The 14968-nt window shown below is 63.0% G+C and carries 15 protein-coding genes; 9 read left to right on the plus strand and 6 right to left on the minus strand.

The annotated features are described in order from the left end of the window. Positions 1-247: 247 nt before the first annotated feature. The gene (locus ACYQ00_RS04590) at positions 248-691 is read right to left on the minus strand and encodes a hypothetical protein (protein ID WP_460030987.1); all 444 of its coding nucleotides are present in this window, start codon (positions 689-691) and stop codon (positions 248-250) included. Positions 692-819: 128 nt separating this feature from the next. Here ACYQ00_RS04590 and ACYQ00_RS04595 point away from each other — a divergent pair, with 128 nt between their 5' ends. Continuing rightward, on the plus strand, positions 820-1746 hold the full coding sequence (locus ACYQ00_RS04595) for a LysR family transcriptional regulator (RefSeq protein WP_460030988.1): 927 nt from the start codon (positions 820-822) through the stop codon (positions 1744-1746). Positions 1747-1838: 92 nt separating this feature from the next. Continuing rightward, entirely contained in the window at positions 1839-3149 is a 1311-nt protein-coding gene (locus ACYQ00_RS04600; protein ID WP_460030989.1) for a hypothetical protein, read from the plus strand. Positions 3150-3158: 9 nt separating this feature from the next. Here the strand turns inward: ACYQ00_RS04600 and ACYQ00_RS04605 are convergent, their stop codons facing one another. Then, positions 3159-3497 (minus strand): tRNA-binding protein, encoded by a 339-nt coding sequence (locus ACYQ00_RS04605; protein ID WP_460030990.1) that lies wholly within the window; start codon positions 3495-3497, stop codon positions 3159-3161. A 159-nt stretch (positions 3498-3656) separates the two neighbouring features. Here ACYQ00_RS04605 and ACYQ00_RS04610 point away from each other — a divergent pair, with 159 nt between their 5' ends. After that, positions 3657-4916, plus strand: a complete 1260-nt coding sequence (locus tag ACYQ00_RS04610; protein ID WP_460030991.1) for a GNAT family N-acetyltransferase — start codon at positions 3657-3659, stop codon at positions 4914-4916. Positions 4917-5021: 105 nt separating this feature from the next. Here ACYQ00_RS04610 and ACYQ00_RS04615 read toward each other — a convergent pair whose 3' ends face one another. Then, positions 5022-6461, minus strand: a complete 1440-nt coding sequence (locus ACYQ00_RS04615) for an outer membrane homotrimeric porin (protein ID WP_460030992.1) — start codon at positions 6459-6461, stop codon at positions 5022-5024. Positions 6462-6640: 179 nt separating this feature from the next. Then, complete coding sequence (locus tag ACYQ00_RS04620) at positions 6641-7261, minus strand: flavodoxin family protein (RefSeq protein ID WP_460030993.1); 621 nt, start codon at positions 7259-7261, stop codon at positions 6641-6643. 145 nt (positions 7262-7406) lie between these two features. On the opposite strand from ACYQ00_RS04620, the gene ACYQ00_RS04625 reads away from it, so the two are divergent. Continuing rightward, on the plus strand, positions 7407-7880 hold the full coding sequence (locus ACYQ00_RS04625; protein ID WP_460030994.1) for a winged helix-turn-helix transcriptional regulator: 474 nt from the start codon (positions 7407-7409) through the stop codon (positions 7878-7880). Positions 7881-7931: 51 nt separating this feature from the next. Here ACYQ00_RS04625 and ACYQ00_RS04630 read toward each other — a convergent pair whose 3' ends face one another. Continuing rightward, positions 7932-8333 carry a surface-adhesin E family protein gene (locus ACYQ00_RS04630; protein WP_460030995.1) on the minus strand — a complete coding sequence of 134 codons (402 nt, stop codon included), beginning with the start codon at positions 8331-8333 and terminating at the stop codon, positions 7932-7934. A gap of 157 nt (positions 8334-8490) precedes the next feature. On the opposite strand from ACYQ00_RS04630, the gene ACYQ00_RS04635 reads away from it, so the two are divergent. After that, positions 8491-8949 carry an AraC family transcriptional regulator gene (locus ACYQ00_RS04635; RefSeq protein ID WP_460030996.1) on the plus strand — a complete coding sequence of 153 codons (459 nt, stop codon included), beginning with the start codon at positions 8491-8493 and terminating at the stop codon, positions 8947-8949. A gap of 82 nt (positions 8950-9031) precedes the next feature. On the opposite strand, the gene ACYQ00_RS04640 is transcribed toward ACYQ00_RS04635, so the two are convergent. Continuing rightward, positions 9032-9289 (minus strand): hypothetical protein, encoded by a 258-nt coding sequence (locus ACYQ00_RS04640; protein ID WP_460030997.1) that lies wholly within the window; start codon positions 9287-9289, stop codon positions 9032-9034. Between the two features lie 350 nt (positions 9290-9639). On the opposite strand from ACYQ00_RS04640, the gene ACYQ00_RS04645 reads away from it, so the two are divergent. From ACYQ00_RS04645 to ACYQ00_RS04660, 4 genes are all read left to right on the plus strand, one after another. Then, positions 9640-10785 carry an iron-containing alcohol dehydrogenase gene (locus tag ACYQ00_RS04645; RefSeq protein ID WP_460030998.1) on the plus strand — a complete coding sequence of 382 codons (1146 nt, stop codon included), beginning with the start codon at positions 9640-9642 and terminating at the stop codon, positions 10783-10785. Between the two features lie 26 nt (positions 10786-10811). After that, the gene (locus ACYQ00_RS04650; RefSeq protein ID WP_460031326.1) at positions 10812-12044 is read left to right on the plus strand and encodes a two-component system sensor histidine kinase NtrB; all 1233 of its coding nucleotides are present in this window, start codon (positions 10812-10814) and stop codon (positions 12042-12044) included. Beyond that, positions 12037-13398, plus strand: a complete 1362-nt coding sequence (locus tag ACYQ00_RS04655) for a sigma-54-dependent transcriptional regulator (RefSeq protein WP_460030999.1) — start codon at positions 12037-12039, stop codon at positions 13396-13398. Before ACYQ00_RS04650 ends, ACYQ00_RS04655 begins: the two co-directional genes overlap by 8 nt. Before the next feature lie 141 nt (positions 13399-13539). Further along, positions 13540-14952, plus strand: coding sequence for an SLC13 family permease (locus ACYQ00_RS04660; protein ID WP_460031000.1), 1413 nt, complete (start codon positions 13540-13542; stop codon positions 14950-14952). Positions 14953-14968 lie beyond the last annotated feature (16 nt).

Below are 14968 nucleotides of genomic sequence, written 5' to 3' on the forward strand. Positions count from 1 at the left end.
CGCCAACCATCCCGCAGACCTGGACTCGGTGTTCACTGTCGGTTTTCAGAGAGCTGACCACGAGAAGCAAGCTGCTTTCCCTTGGCGCGAACGATCAGTATTAAGAGATCAGTCGCCTTCCGTCAACATCTTTTCTCAAGTTCCTCGTTTTTTCTCGAGGCGGCTGCGGACAGTCGAAGGAACCCTCGCCGCGCGGCCGGCCTTGCCGTCACGCGGACGGTCCTTCTAGGCAACCTGCGTTCCGGAGTCAATGCCTTTTTTCCGCAATGGCCATGTTTTTTTGCAGGCTTCGGCTCCCTTCCGGCGAGCCACATGCATTTATACAGCTATTTCTGCATGTTGAATATTCATGTTCCCCACAGGACGCAAGGCAGTCAAAGCAGGCCCCGCCGGTTCCTGTGCTGCCTTGCCGGGCAGACCACCATTGCAGGCACAGGCCGGTTTCCTGGGAATTCATCGCCCCCGCGTGGTTGCCGCAGGTAAGCAGCACCCGTTCCAATTCCGCCTTGTTGCGTTGCAAGGTATTCACATCGGCCTGCACAGGAGGGAACAGCGCGGCGGCCAGCACCGCAGCGGACAGAGATGCCGAGGTGATCCACTGGATCGGGTTCATGAGCTTTCTCCCTTGGCTGCATCGCATCCGATGCATCGTGTTTGGTCGAGACAGGGATTGATTCTTTGATCGGACCATACCCTGCCAAAGCGGCGGGGATCCAACGCGAATACCTGAAGGGAGGGTTCATGTTTTCCGTATGCCCATTTTGACCAATCATGATACAAGCCGCCTCACACATCATCTGATTGGGCGGGAGCGAGGACATGGAACTGTACCAGCTGAAAAGCTTCGTGGCCGTGGCCAGGGAAGGCGCGCTGACGCGTGCGGCCGAGAAGGTGTATGCCAGCCAGTCCGCCGTGAGCGGACACATCAAATCACTGGAAGAAGAGCTGGGGGTGCATCTGTTCCGGCGCACAGCCAAGGGCATGGAACTGACACCCTCAGGCCGCAAGTTGCTGGACAAGGCGGTGGCCATTCTGGACACCACAGAAGCATTAAGCCGGGAGGCTGCCACCCTGCGTGACGAGGTCCGCGGCGTGCTGCGGGTGAGCGTGAATACGGATTTCAGCTACCTGCGCCTGGCCTCCATCGGCAAGCGCCTGGCCGCGCGTTGGCCTGAGCTGGAGGTGCATTATCTGTTGACCCAGTCCCACCTGACGCCCGGCCTGGTGCAGTCTGGCGAGGTGGATTTGGGGTTCTTGTTCGGGCGCTGGAATCACAAGGCGCCCGACGACATGCGTTTCGTGGAGCTTGACAGCACGCCCCTGCGCATTATCGGTCCGGCAGACTGGGCAGACACGCTGGCCAAGGCGGATCTGCTTGAGGTGCTGCACCTGCCGTGGATCAGCAACCCCACCACCTGCCCGCACTTTGAGGCGTCCCGCCGTATTTTTGAGGAACATGGCCTGTCCCCCAAGGTAGCCGGGGTTTCTGATTCGGAGGATGTGCTGGTGGAGCTGGCCTCGCAGGGGTTGGGCGTCACGGTGGTCAAGGAGTCGGACGCCTTGGTGCATGCCAAGGCGGGCAAGGTCTCCATGTGGCCGCATGTCATCGCCACCTTGCCGATGTCCCTGGCGGTCATGGCCCAGCGCATGGCCGAGCCCGCGCCCAGGGCTTTTCTTGATGCGGCCATTACCGTATGGAAGGAGGAGGCACCGCCGGAGCCTGCTGCGTCGTTTTGTGAACGATGACCCAGGGGCTGCCGAGCGGTGCGCGGTGGCACCCCGGGGCCGGTGCGCCGCCTTCAACAGCAGCGCCCTGGCGGCGCATGGGAAGCAGTACCATGATCACAGGCTATTCAGGGATGTCCCTGGCCAGCATGCAACAGGAAACCGCTCGCCGGCGTCAGGTGGCCGATGCCATTGCCGAGATGCTGGCCGAAGCGCCACCGGTGGTGGTGCGGGCCTGCCTGGAGCTCCTGGCCACCCTCAAGACCTCGCAGGAGGCAGTGCAGGGGTCGCCCAACCTCGATCAGCCGCACAAGGCGGTCCGCACCTGGGAGGAGTTGCTCACCCTGCTGGTCGGGCTGGTCCGGCGCATGTCCGAGGTCAAGGCCGGGGCCATGTCCAAATATCGGGACAAGAATCGCGATGTGGCCACGCTTTCGCGCCGGTTCGAAGCCCTGCGCGCGGCCCACGAAGAAGCCCTGCTCATGCTGGAACTGGCGTATGAGCTGATCAACGCCGGGGATGAATTCCTCGCGCCCGAGGAACTGCTCAAGGAAAGCGCGCTGATCCTGCTGCTGGAGCTGGAGGCGGATTTATACGTCTGCCGGCTCAAGCGCGACGACCCTTCCGGCAATCCGCGTGATGGTGACACCTGGACCAACGTGGCCACGGACTCTCTGACGCTGAACTCCACGCCGCTTTTCGTCCGCGACCTGGAAGAGACCCACCCCAGTCATCCGGTCATGCGCGCCGTGCACGCCGATTCCAGCGTCTGGTTCGTGGTGTCGGACGACTTGCGGGCCTCGGAGATGGGCGGGGAGTCCTTTGACTGCATTCCATACAAGGAAGGCTTCCGTTCCCGGCTGGCCTTCATCCTGCGGGAAGCCAGCGGTGAACCGTTCGGGCTGATCATGCTGTATTCGCGCCGGCTGCACTTTTTCGACAAGTACCAGACCACGTTCCTGGCAGACTGCGCCCGCATCGTCTCCCTGACCGTGGGCCGGCGGCAGCAGGCCTGCCGTAACGCCCTGGCCAAGGCGGCGGGCGGCATGGCCCACGTGGGGAATAATGCCCTGGCCATTCTCAAGGATTCCGTCGGGTTGATGCTGGATGAAGCCAGCATGCTCAAAAAGGCCCGCCGCGAGGCCATCGACGCTGCCGACGCCGCCCTGACCTCGGCCTCACCCTCCACGGTGCCGGCGGAGTTCTACCAGGCGGTGGAGCGCCTGCTGGCCATCACCGAATCCATGAACCTGGACCGCCACGACCAGCGGCTGCAGCAGATCAATGCCGCCGCAGACCGGTTGGCCGGGGCCATCGCCACGCTGGAATCCTCCGTGGACCGGCCACGCTTTGCACCATTCACCCTGGGGCAGGAATTTCTGGACCTTGATCCTGCCTGCCCGCCGCTTTGCTTCCGCAAATAGGGGCTCCACTCAGGCCAGTTTGAGCCCATTGTCCACGGGCCGTTCGGGCACCGCCAGCACCACGCTGCCATCCTGCTGCACGAACCCCGTCAGCAGGAACTCCGAGCGAACCGGGCCGATCTGTTTGGGCGGGAAGTTGACCACGCCGATGATCTGACGGCCGATCAGATCTTCCCTGGCATACAGATGCGTGACTCGGGCGCTGGTTTTGAGCACGCCAATCTCAGGGCCGAAGTCCACAGCAATCTTGTACGCCGGCACCCGCGCTTCGGGAAAGTCCTGCACCTCCAGCACCGTGCCCGTGCGTAACTCCACCAGCTCGAACTCACTCCAGGTGATGGTCTTCACCGTGCCTCCTTGCGGTTGGGGGTTCTGCCGCCCCGGCCATGGCAAGGTTCCCTTAAGAAGGGCTTTGCACATGCCTTCCTACGTGCTACGCTGGCAAAACTTGCGCGCATGGTGTGTCATGCGTTTGTTCCGCAGCACTGCAGGATGGAGACTGCCCATATGGTACGAGTGGAATGTATCGAAGACCTTGCCCGTTTGCCAGCCATGGCCGAAGCGTGGGACCGGCTGGTGGCGGCCTCGTCCCAGCCTTCGCCCATGCTGCTTTCGGACTGGTGGGGCTCCTGGCTTACCACCTGCGGCAGCGGTGCGCGCCCTTTGCTGCTGGCTGCCTGGGAAGGGGAGAGGCTGCTAGGCGGCATTGCCTTGTGCCGGCAGCGCAAGCACGCCGGCCCCCTGCCGGTGTATGAAGAGATCCGCTTTCCCATCGGCCAGGGAGTGGGCGGTCTTTATATGGATCTGCTGGTGGATGAGGCCCACGCGCAAGCCGATCAGGTGGCGGACACCCTGATCAGCACCCTGCGGGGGACCTTGCCCTGGCATCGGCTCCGGCTGGAAAGGATGTTGCCCCAGGCGCGCCTTGCCCGCGCCTTGCGGGAACCAGCCGGCTGGCAGGGAACGGCCCTGGAGCTGACGGAGAGCGTGGCCTGCCCGGTGCTCCCGTTGCCAGAGTCCATGGATATGCTGATGGCCGGCCTGGACCCCATTTTTCGGACCATGTTGCTCCGCAAAAACCTCAAGATGGCTGCCCGCCGCCATGCCGTGCAGTTCGTTCCGCAGGTTGATTCGACGGATCTGGACCGCGACCTTGAACACTTTTTTGCCGTGCATACCCAGCGCTGGAACGCCGAGGGGCGCGGCGGCGAGTTCTCCCGTCCGGCGCAACGAGTCTTTTACCGTGAGCTGGCCCGGCGACTTGACGCCAAGGGGCTGCTCCGCTTTTCCAAACTGCTCCTGGATGGCGAGGCCCATTCCTTCGAATTCGGCGTACAGATTGGCGGGCAGTATTTCGCCCTGCAGGCCGGCATCAGCCTCACCGGGCTGGAGTGCCAGGCAGGCACCGCGCACCTCTATCACTTGTATGAAACGCTCCTGCCCCGGGCCTCGCACTACCATTTCATGGAAGGTGCCGAATCGTATAAATACAAGTGGGGAGCCCGCCACCAGACGGTGCAGGACGGGCAGGCCTGGTGCGGCGTGCGCGGCAAGGCCCTGCATACGCTGCGCCGGCTGCGGCGCGCGCTCCGCAATGGGTTGCCCTGGAAGCTGCGTCAGGCAAATTCCATTGCCGCCACCGGCGCCGGAGTCCTCGGCTGGGTTGGCCAATTATCGGGCCAATTATCGGGCCAGACAGCAGGCCATCTCCCCGGCCTTGTCCGGGCATCAGAGGCCTCGCTGCAACTTCTGGATGCCCTGACCTGAAGCTGCCCGCATGGGCCGCGCCTTCGGCCAAGGCCGGAAACGCAACAGGGCGCCCTGCCGACATGTGCCAGGCGCCCGGATGGCTGTTGCTGCCCACACGCAGAGCTAGAACGTATAGTTCAACCCCCAGGCGATCTTCCACCCCGGGCCCCGGTTCTCCGGCGCATAGAACACGTCTTCATACTGGAGCCGGACCATGCCCAGCTCCAGAATAAGGCCCAGGTTTTCATACAGCTTGTATTCACTGTCGAGGTTGACCTCAAAGAGCCTGTCCGCCGAGGTCAGCTCGATGCCCTTGTCCACCGGGGCCACCATGAACAGGTTGGGCATGGCGTACACCACGCGACGGCTTTTCGGATCGTTGGTGCCGCTGGCGTACAGGAAGCGGACCTGATGGGTCAGATCCTCCACCAGGGAAATATCCTTGAACAACAACGCCACCCCCCACTTCCCGGCCGGGTTGTTGTGGTTCAGGGCGGCGGTGCCGGCCAGGATATCATCGGAGCTGAGCAGTTTGCCGCTGTCCCAGGCAAAGGTGGTGGGGTTCCAGTCGGCAGACACGCTGGGCATCTGCTCGGAGCCGTTGCGCCAGGAGGCATCCTCGCCCGAGGCATACCAGCCCATCACCCCCACGGTCATGCACTCCAGGGCGTAATCCAGCTCTGCCGCCAGATAAAAGCCGCGGCGGTCGGCGGCGTCCTCCTTGGCTTCCACTGCGCCATACACCCCTTCCGCCTTGAAGGTGACGGGCGCGAACATGTCCAGCAGAAACGTGGAGCCAGCCCACCACCCCAGCGTGCGCTGGTTCAGATTGCCGGCGGAAAGGCCCGTTCTTCCGGAATACAACGCCGGCGCCAGCAACTCCGGGGCGCCGCTGGAGGAACCGAGCGTGGAGCTGAGCAGCACATCGCGACCTGCCAGAGCCAGAATCGCATACGGGTGCACCTTCCAGCCGTCGCCTTTGACCGGAACCAGGAGGCCAAAGATATCCAGCTCGTCCCAGGGGTTGGGATTCCCGGAGGTGGCCAGGTTGTACGGCCGCGCCCAGAATGCGCCCACAGTGACCATGCCCGTCACCGGATACTGGGCCAGCACGCCGGCCACATCATCGTCAAAGAATGGCGAGCCTGCAATGACGGCCGGTGCCGCGAGCCCCTGGATCCCCACGGAAAAAAGCAGGTCCGTGTCTGGAATGACGCATTGCAAAAAGGCGCGTTTGGTTTCCACATTCACGCCATCCGCACCCAGCGCCCCGCCGGAGCCGCGCCCGGAGGAGGTGGCCGTTCCCCAGAGGATATCCCCGATTTCCACCATCAGAATACCCTTGAGGGCCTCGCTGGCCACAAAATCCATCTGCAGGCGGATGCGTTGCCGGGCGCCGAAGTGGTCGGTATCGGACCAGTCGGCCCCCATGCTGCCCAGGTCCATATAGGTCCAATCGAACAGGAAATTCCCCTTGACCTTGACCTCCACTGCCTGGGCCCGGGGGGGAGTTAGGACCAACAGGCAGCCGCACAGCAGAACCAGCACGAACGCGCGACGCATTCTCCATCTCCTTGAGGTGAAGGGTGACGCAACATGAACGTCTTGTCATCCTGGCTGTACGCCAGCAGGCAGCCCGGCGCAATCCCATCCCCTCCTCAAAAGAGGTGTTTTCACCACATCCTGCTGGTGGCAGACGCGCCTGGCTGTACGCGCCCGCCGCCAGCAGGCATCCTCGCCGCCTAGCCTTCCGTCGTCATGGGATCGGGCATCGGGAACTCACCGCGCACCGGAACAATCGCCTTGCCCAGCCAGGCGATGGTCCGGCCCAGGTGACGCATGTTGCGCAGCCCTTCGGCATCGCCGGCCACCTCGCCGCGGTTGAGACCATACCCCAGGTTCCAGTAGGTGGAGCCGGGGACAATCATGTCGGACATCAAGAACATATGGTTGATGGTGTCGTACACATGCGTGCCGCCGCCGCGCCGCACGGCCACCACGGCCGCACCAATCTTGCCCCGCAGCAATCCGCCATTGGCAAAGGAAACAAAGCCCGAGCGGTCCAGCACGGCCTTCATTTCCGCAGTCACATCCGTAAAATAGGTCGGGGAGCCGAGAATCAGGGCATCGGCGGCCACAATCCTGTCCATCACCTCATTGAACATGTCCGTCTTCACGGAACAACGGGAATCCTGATTCTCGAAGCACTTGCCGCAGGCAATGCAGCCCCGGATGGGCTGCCCGCCCACGCGGACCAGTTCCGTCTCCCAGCCGGCTTCCTTGAGTGGTTCCAGGACGGTGTTGAGCAACAGTTCCGTATTGCCGCCCTTGCGGGGGCTGCCGTTGATGGCCAAAGCACGCATGGTTTCTCCTCCAGTGCACCAAGCAGGGGGTGGTCTGTGATTGACGGCAAGGCCGCATTCAGACTATGCCCATGACACGCGCTTCACGCAAGTACCAACTTTTTTGTCTGGTACTATCAAAATGTATAGCCTGGAGAGCCGGACCATGGCCGACCTGTGCCTGGAAAAAGAGCTCGATGGCCGCCGCTACCGCTGCTATTTTGAACTGACGTTGCACGTCATCGGCGGCAAGTGGAAGCCCATCATCCTGTATCAACTGGCAGTAGCGGGGGTGATGCGCTTTAGCGACATGCGCCGCAGCATGCCCGGCGTCACGGAGCGCATGCTTTCACGCCAACTCAAGGAGCTGGCCAAGGACGGACTGGTGCATCGCGAGGTGTACAAGGAAGTGCCGCCACGCGTGGAGTATTGGCTGACGGATCAGGGGAAAACGCTCATGCCCATTCTGCTGGCGCTGCGGGAATGGGGCGCGGGATTCGAACAACAGGCCTTGGCCCGCAGCGGGCGCAGCGGCCTGTTCAGCGCGCCAGGCTATGAGCAGGCTGCCGCGCCGCCGCAATCCTGCGGCGAGCGGTGCCTGGAGGCGGAACGCGCACCGGCCGGGGAGCCCGTTTCCTGATCAGGCGCCCCCGGCCGGCCGCGGGGAAATGGTACTGCGTGTTTTGGCGGATTACTTGCAGAAATTCCGCAAGGCCTCGCCAAAGCTGCTGGGAGGGATGGGCATCCAGTCCGCGCCCGTGATGGTGGAGACAGCCGCCCCCCCGGCGTCCTTGAACGTTTCCGAGACGCGGCGGTAGGTGCTCTTCTCGCAGTTGATTTCAATACGTGCTTCAAGGCTGCGGGCTTCTTTTCCGTTGACAGCCGCAGGCGTATTGAAATCCACGCGCATGGTGAAGGCGGCGTTGCCGCCCTGTTTGGTGATGCTGCGGCGGTCCAGGGTGATGGCGTCGCCGTTCTGGCTCATGCCGAAAGGCGCCCACTCCTGCTGCGCCCAGGCGGGGGCAGCCAGCAGGAGGCCTCCGAGCACCAGGCTCAGGCAGCCATGCAGAACGAGTCGCGCAACAGTGGTCATGATACTGCTCCAATAATTGTTGACGTGGCAGGACGGCTCTATACGCTTGATCTCCCCCCGCAGGCAAGCGAAGAAACCGTCGTGCAGCTTTTCTGAAAACTTGCTAATGCGTTCTTGCCGCAACAACTGCGGCAAGTATATCCCAAGGAGCACTTGCATGGAAGTGACGGTGGTGGAACTCCCGGAGCGTCTTGTAGCCAGCGTTCGGCATGTGGGCCCGTATCCGGAAGCGGCATCGGCCTGGATGACGCTGATGGCCTGGGCCATGCCCGCCGGCCTGGCCTTGCCGGAGACGCTGTACCTTGGCGTTTCGTATGACAATCCCGAAACAACGCCCGCGGAACAGCTGCGGTACGACGCCTGCGTCACCGTGCCCGAAGGCACCGCCGTGGCACCGCCGGTGGTGCTGCAGACCCTGGCGGGGGGCCGTTTCGCCACCGGGGTGCACCAGGGCCCCTATGACAAACTGCCCGAAGCCTATGGGGCGCTGATGGCCGGGGCGGTGGCCCAGGGGCTCACCTTCCGCATGGCCCCGTGCATGGAGCAATGCCTGAATGATCCCCGCACCACGCCGCCTGACCAGCTGCGCACGGCGTTGTTCATGCCGGTGGAGTAGCCTGAGGCCGGGCGGTGCGTGAGCCGGCGCGCCAGCCCCGCATCGGGACGCGAGGAGCCGGAGGAGCCGGAGGAGCCGGAGCCTACCCGCGCCAGCGCACGTCCTTGCGCCAGGGATTATGGCGGGCACAGCAGCCCTCCCCGGCGGCCAGGGCTGCCTTGGCAGCGTCCTCGGTGCGGCGGTCCTGCATCAGGCCGCACCAATACCGGCCAGCTTCGGCGTCCCACAGCAACTCCGGACAGCGGCGCAGGTAGCCATGGCGGCGATGGGATTCTTCACAAGGGGTATCCAGACAGCACCAGCCGCATCCCACGCAGGCCGGCGGGTCTGTGACCTTCACCCGTGCCGCAGCAGGGGCGCTGGCGCTGCGGGCACAGGGAGTGTCCCGCAGGCGGCAAGGCCAAGGCCTCCCCGTAAATGCAGACCGGCGCAGGGGCTGTGACGACGCCGGAAAGGAATGATAAAGAGCATGACGGCTCCGCTGGGTTGCGCATGTGAAACCTGCAGCCGCTGCCGCAAGCCAAGGGAAGCATCCCCCCTGCCTGCCCGGCTGTCAAGACCCGGGCGATGTCCGCCCCGCCGGGGCAGGTATTCTCCCCCTCCCCCTTGCGAAAGCCGGCGTCCCCCTTTATTGGAAGAACCGTGAGGCACGGTGCAGCGGCCGTGTCTTGCAAGGAGCGCCATGACCCGATGGTCATCACCAAATTCGCCATTCCTGACATCATCTTCGGCAATGGGTCATTGACCCACCTGGGTTCCTGCGCCCGCCGGCTGGGTGCGCAGCGGGTGCTGTTCGTCAGCGATCAGGGCCTTGCGGCCTCCGGCTGGGTGGATCGCGTGCTGGAAATCCTCGAAGATGTGCATCTGGACTGCATCTTTTATGACAACGTGAACTCCAACCCTCGCGACTATCAGGTCCACGAGGGCGCGGAGATTTACATCCGCGAAAAGGCGGACATCATCATCGCCCTGGGCGGCGGCAGTCCCATGGACACCGCCAAGGGCATTGGCCTCATCGTGGGCAATGGCGGCCGCATCAGCGACTATGAAGGGGCCAATCGCGTGGAAAAGCCGTTGCCCCCCATGATTTTCATCCCTTCCACCGCCGGCAGCGGGTCGGACATCTCCCAGTTCTGCATTGTGACCGACGTGGAACGCCAGGTGAAGATGAGCATCATCAGCCGGACCATGGTGCCCAACATCTCCATCATCGACCCCGAAATTCTGCTGACCAAAAGCCAGGGGCTCATCATCGCCTCGGCCATCGACGCCCTGGCCCATGCCATAGAAAGCTATCTCTCCCCGCTTTCCTCTCCTTTTACGGAAATGCAGGCGTTGCGGGCCATTGAGCTGTTCATGGCCAACATCCGCCCCGCCGCCAGCGACAAGGACGCCCACGCCCTGCACCAGCTTTCCATCGCCAGCACGGCCGCGGGCATGAGCTTTTCCAACGCCGGCCTGGGCATTCTGCACTCCCTGGCCCACTCCCTGGGCGGCATCTATGATGTGCTGCATGGCATGGTCCATCCCATCCTGCTGCCCTCGGTCATGCGCTTCAACCTGCCTTCCTGCGTGGACAAAATGGCCCGCATTGGCGAGTTGCTGCTCCTCGGACAGGCGGAACACACCCCCCACCGCACGGCCATTGCCGGCATTGATGCGCTGGAAAAGCTCTTTGCCGAACTGGACGTCACCACATCCTTGCGAGAACTGCTGCTGGATGAGGCACACCTTGAACCCATCTGCAAAACCGCCACCCAGGATGCCTGCCAGCTGACCAGCCCCCGCCATGCCGGGTGGGAAGATTTGCGCGCCATTTGCGAGGAGGCCTGGTGAACAACGCCGCATCCCGCCCCACCAGCATGGCCGACCTCATCGGCATTGAGCACACCAAGCTGGACTTCTTTCAGGAAGTGCAGCGCAAGGTGGAGGAGCTCAAGTCGGCCAATACGGAATCCGAGAACCAGCGCCGGGAAATTGCCGCCATTCTCGACGGCATCACCGACGTCATGATGGTCCTTTCCGAAGACATGCGCATCATTTCCGTCAACCATGTCTTCACCAGGCTCTTTTCATATCCAAACGCCCAGCATGCCGTGGGCCGCTACTGCTACGAACTGTTTCGCAACGAGGACGAACCCTGCCCGGAATGCCCGGCCTTTCGTTCGCTCTCCACCAACAGCGTGTGCAAGGAGACGGCCAGCTTCAAGATTGACGGCCGGACCCTGCAGTTCGAGATGATCGCCTCACCCCTGAAAAACCCGGACTGGCCACAACACCGCGTGTTGATCTTCAAGCGCGACGTGACCATGGAAAAGGAATACCAGGCCAAGTATTATCAGGCTGAAAAACTGGCCACCATCGGCGTGCTGGCCACGGGCGTGGCGCATGAGGTCAACAACCCGCTCATGGCCATTTCCGGCTATGCGGAGGGCATCCAGCGCCGGCTTTCCCGTGTCGAGCACCTCATGGACCCCGGCATGCGCCAGGACTTCCGCGAATACACGGATACCATCCTCAAGGAATGCCGCCGCTGCCGGGACATTGTCCGCGCCCTGCTCAATTTCGGCCACCCCCTTTCCAACCGCCAGGGCGTGGTCCATCTGAACGCCGTGGTGGTGGAGACCCTGCGTCTGCTCCAGTACCACCTGCGCAAAAAGCGTGGGGTGAATGTGGTGGAACGCCTGGACCCAGACCTGCCGGCCATTGAGGGTGACGAGTCCCAGATCAAACAGGTGCTGCTCAATCTGCTCACTAACGCCACTGACGCCATTGAGGCCACGGGGCGCCAGGGCAGCATCACCGTCAGCACTGCCCGCAAGGGCGAAGACGCCGTGCTCCTGGCCGTGGAAGACACGGGCTGCGGCATTCCCGCAGCCAACCTCGACAAAATGTTCGACCCGTTCTACACAACCAAACCCGTAGGCAAAGGGATCGGTATCGGCCTTTCAACCTGCTATGCCATAGTTCAGGAACACCAGGGAGATATCAGCGTGGTCAGCGAACCCGGCAAGGGGTCCACCTTCCTCGTCGCCCTTCCCTTGCTCCAAAAAGATCTGGAGCACGGGGAAGGCAAGGAGCACAGCCATGCTTAGCCCTTACCATGTGCTGGTGGTGGATGATGAACCGTCCATCCTGAAGTTGCTGGAAAAAGAGCTTGGCAGGGAAGACCGCGTCATCCACACCGCCACCACCGCCCGCCAGGCTCGCGAGCGCATGAAAAAAGCATCGTATGACGTGCTGGTGCTGGATGTGCGCCTCCCAGATGGCGACGGGCTTGACCTGTTCATTGAATCCAAAGGGGCCATGCCCGACGCGGAAACCATCCTCATCACCGGCCATGGCGCCATCGACAGCGCGGTGGAAGCCATGCGCCTGGGCGTGTACGACTACATTGCCAAGCCTTTCAAGCTCGACCGCCTGGATCTGGTACTGGATAAAGCGTGGCAGCGCGTGCAGTTGCAGCGCGAAGTCCGCTCCCTCAAGCATACCCAGGAGGCTATCCAGCCCCCCAGCCGGCTGGTGGGCAAATCCTCCTGCATCAAACACCTGCACTTTCTCATTGAGAAGGTTGCCCCCACGGATGCCCCGGTGCTCATCACCGGCGAGTCCGGCGCTGGCAAGGACGTGGTGGCCCATGCCATCCATGCCCATAGCAAACGCGCCAGCCATCCGCTGATCATCAAGAACTGCGCCATGCTCCAACGCGACCTTGTGCGCAGCGAGCTTTTTGGCCATGTCAAAGGCGCCTTCACCGGAGCCACGGAGACCAAGGACGGCCTGATGGCCTTCGCCCATCGCGGGACCCTTTTTCTGGATGAAATCGGCGAACTGCCCATGGACGTCCAGGCCTCGCTGCTGCGCGTGCTGGAGGACAAGACCTACCGCCGCATGGGGGAAAACGAGGAGCGCCAAGCCAATATCCGCTTCCTGTTCGCCACCAACCGCAACCTGGCGCAGGAAGCCGCTGCCAACCGCTTTCATGAGGCGCTCTTTCACCGTATCAACGTCTTCAACATCCACATTCCGCCTCTTTCCGAACGCAAGGAAGATATCCCGCTGCTGGTGGAACACTTCCTGGGCCGGCTGTGCAGTGCGCCCGGTGCCTGCACCATTGCCGACAAGGCCATGCAATGCCTGATGCAATATGACTGGCCTGGCAACGTGCGAGAGTTGCGCAACGTCATCGAACGCAGCATCATCCTCTCCGAAAACGGCATCGTCACCGAACGCGCCCTGCCCCGCGAGCTGGTGGAAAAAACCCACGTGTGCGAAGAGACGCAGGACCTTCCCGCCGCCGGCGCCCTGGCCCTGGACACCATGGAGCGCGATCACATCGCCCGGGTGCTGTCCTTCTACGACGGCAACCGGGTCAAGGCCGCCCAGGCCCTGGGCATTGGCCGCAAGACCCTGTACCGCAAGCTGGAAAAGTACCGACTGGACGAATAACCCGCGCCAGCCGCCGACCAAGCGCCTCTCTCTCCCTTCCGCACCCTGAGACACCGCCTTCTATTGAGGCGGCGTTTTTGCTTGCACTCCCCCGAAATTCCGACTATTCAAATATTCATTTGAATATTTAAGGAGCTCACCATGACGTCCCAACCCACCGGCTCCCCTCCTCCCCGGATCCGTCCTGCGCTCGCGGCGCTTTTTCCCTTGCTTGTTTCCCTTGCCCTGGCCGGCGGCATGGCCCTGGCCACCCAAAACGCCGGGCCTCAATTGCAATTGGTGGCCGCGGCCGTGACATTTCTGGTCTGCTGCTGGGGCTTCCGCCTGGCCAGCGAAGGCGTGGCGGCCCTGTTTTTCTTTCTGGTCCTGGGTGTCAGTCGGGCCGTGGAGCCTCCGCAGATTTTTGCCGGCTTCACCACCGCGGCCTTCTGGCTGATCTTCTCGGGACTCATCCTGGGCCGGGCTGTGCAGGATTCCGGGCTGGGCGCGCGTCTGGCCCTCCTGCTCCGCCCGAACGGGACCACCACCTACAACGCCATGCTGCTCCGGCTGCTGGTCCTGGGCGCAGTGTTTGCCTTTTGCGTGCCCTCGGCCATGGGGCGGGTGCTCCTCATGCTCCCCCTGCTACGCACCGCTGCCCTGGAGTGTGGCTTTACTGAAGGCCGCAAAGGCTACACCGGCTTCATGCTGGCCGGCGTGCTGGGCACGTATCTGCCGGCCTTTGCCATCCTCCCGGCCAACATGCCCAACGTGGTGTTTTCCGGTGCAGTCGCAGCCTTGTATGGTATCAATATCGGCTACATGAACTACCTGCTGCTCCTGTTCCCGGTGCTGGGATTGCTCAAGCTGGCGGTGACGCTGCCCTTGCTCTGCACGCTGTTCCCGGACACCCTCCCCCCTCAGGCACCGGCCCGGGAACCTGCGCCCTGGTCCCCCCGCGAACGGCTGACAGCCATCGTCCTGTTCGCGGCCCTGGCAGCCTGGATGCTCGATTCCTGGCACGGCATTTCCCCCGGCTGGGTCAGCCTTGCGGCAGCAGTCATTCTGCTGCTACCGGTTCCAGGCTGGTTTGGAAGTTCACTGTTCAAGGGCGTGGGGCTGGATCCTCTGCTGTTCGCCGCGTGTGCCATCAGTGTGGGGAGCATCATCCAAAGTTCTGGATTGGGGGACTTCTTTGCCGCCACCCTGCTGGAACTCCTGCCCCTGGACCAGGGCCCGACCCTCGGCATCAAGGGACTGTTGCTGGGCGTGTTCACGGGCACCGGCCTGTTGACCTCGCTGCCGGGCATCCCATCGGCCCTGGCGCCCATTGCCGATGACATTGCGCGATCCTCGGGGATGTCACTTGTGGAAGTGCTGACCTTGCAAGCGCTTGCATACACCACGGTACTGCTGCCGTATCAGGCACCGCCACTGATCATGGCCACCGCCGGCGGGGGCGTGCCATACCGGGCCATGGCGGCGATGTGTCTGCTCCTGGCTGCGATTTCCCTGCTGCTGCTGATACCCCTGCAGATGCTGTGGGGAGCGCTCCTGGGGCTCAGCCTCGTCTGAACGGAATCACACATCA

The organism is Megalodesulfovibrio paquesii, assembly GCF_054653055.1.

Excerpts from the sequence above, each read along its gene's own strand:
- ACYQ00_RS04590 (WP_460030987.1), bottom strand. The coding sequence starts at position 691 with ATGGTCCGATCAAAGAATCAATCCCTGTCTCGACCAAACACGATGCAT.
- ACYQ00_RS04595 (WP_460030988.1), top strand. The coding sequence starts at position 820 with ATGGAACTGTACCAGCTGAAAAGCTTCGTGGCCGTGGCCAGGGAAGGC.
- ACYQ00_RS04600 (WP_460030989.1), top strand. The coding sequence starts at position 1,839 with ATGATCACAGGCTATTCAGGGATGTCCCTGGCCAGCATGCAACAGGAA.
- ACYQ00_RS04610 (WP_460030991.1), top strand. The coding sequence starts at position 3,657 with ATGGTACGAGTGGAATGTATCGAAGACCTTGCCCGTTTGCCAGCCATG.
- ACYQ00_RS04615 (WP_460030992.1), bottom strand. The coding sequence starts at position 6,461 with ATGCGTCGCGCGTTCGTGCTGGTTCTGCTGTGCGGCTGCCTGTTGGTC.
- ACYQ00_RS04620 (WP_460030993.1), bottom strand. The coding sequence starts at position 7,261 with ATGCGTGCTTTGGCCATCAACGGCAGCCCCCGCAAGGGCGGCAATACG.
- ACYQ00_RS04625 (WP_460030994.1), top strand. The coding sequence starts at position 7,407 with ATGGCCGACCTGTGCCTGGAAAAAGAGCTCGATGGCCGCCGCTACCGC.
- ACYQ00_RS04630 (WP_460030995.1), bottom strand. The coding sequence starts at position 8,333 with ATGACCACTGTTGCGCGACTCGTTCTGCATGGCTGCCTGAGCCTGGTG.
- ACYQ00_RS04635 (WP_460030996.1), top strand. The coding sequence starts at position 8,491 with ATGGAAGTGACGGTGGTGGAACTCCCGGAGCGTCTTGTAGCCAGCGTT.
- ACYQ00_RS04645 (WP_460030998.1), top strand. The coding sequence starts at position 9,640 with ATGGTCATCACCAAATTCGCCATTCCTGACATCATCTTCGGCAATGGG.
- ACYQ00_RS04650 (WP_460031326.1), top strand. The coding sequence starts at position 10,812 with ATGGCCGACCTCATCGGCATTGAGCACACCAAGCTGGACTTCTTTCAG.
- ACYQ00_RS04655 (WP_460030999.1), top strand. The coding sequence starts at position 12,037 with ATGCTTAGCCCTTACCATGTGCTGGTGGTGGATGATGAACCGTCCATC.
- ACYQ00_RS04660 (WP_460031000.1), top strand. The coding sequence starts at position 13,540 with ATGACGTCCCAACCCACCGGCTCCCCTCCTCCCCGGATCCGTCCTGCG.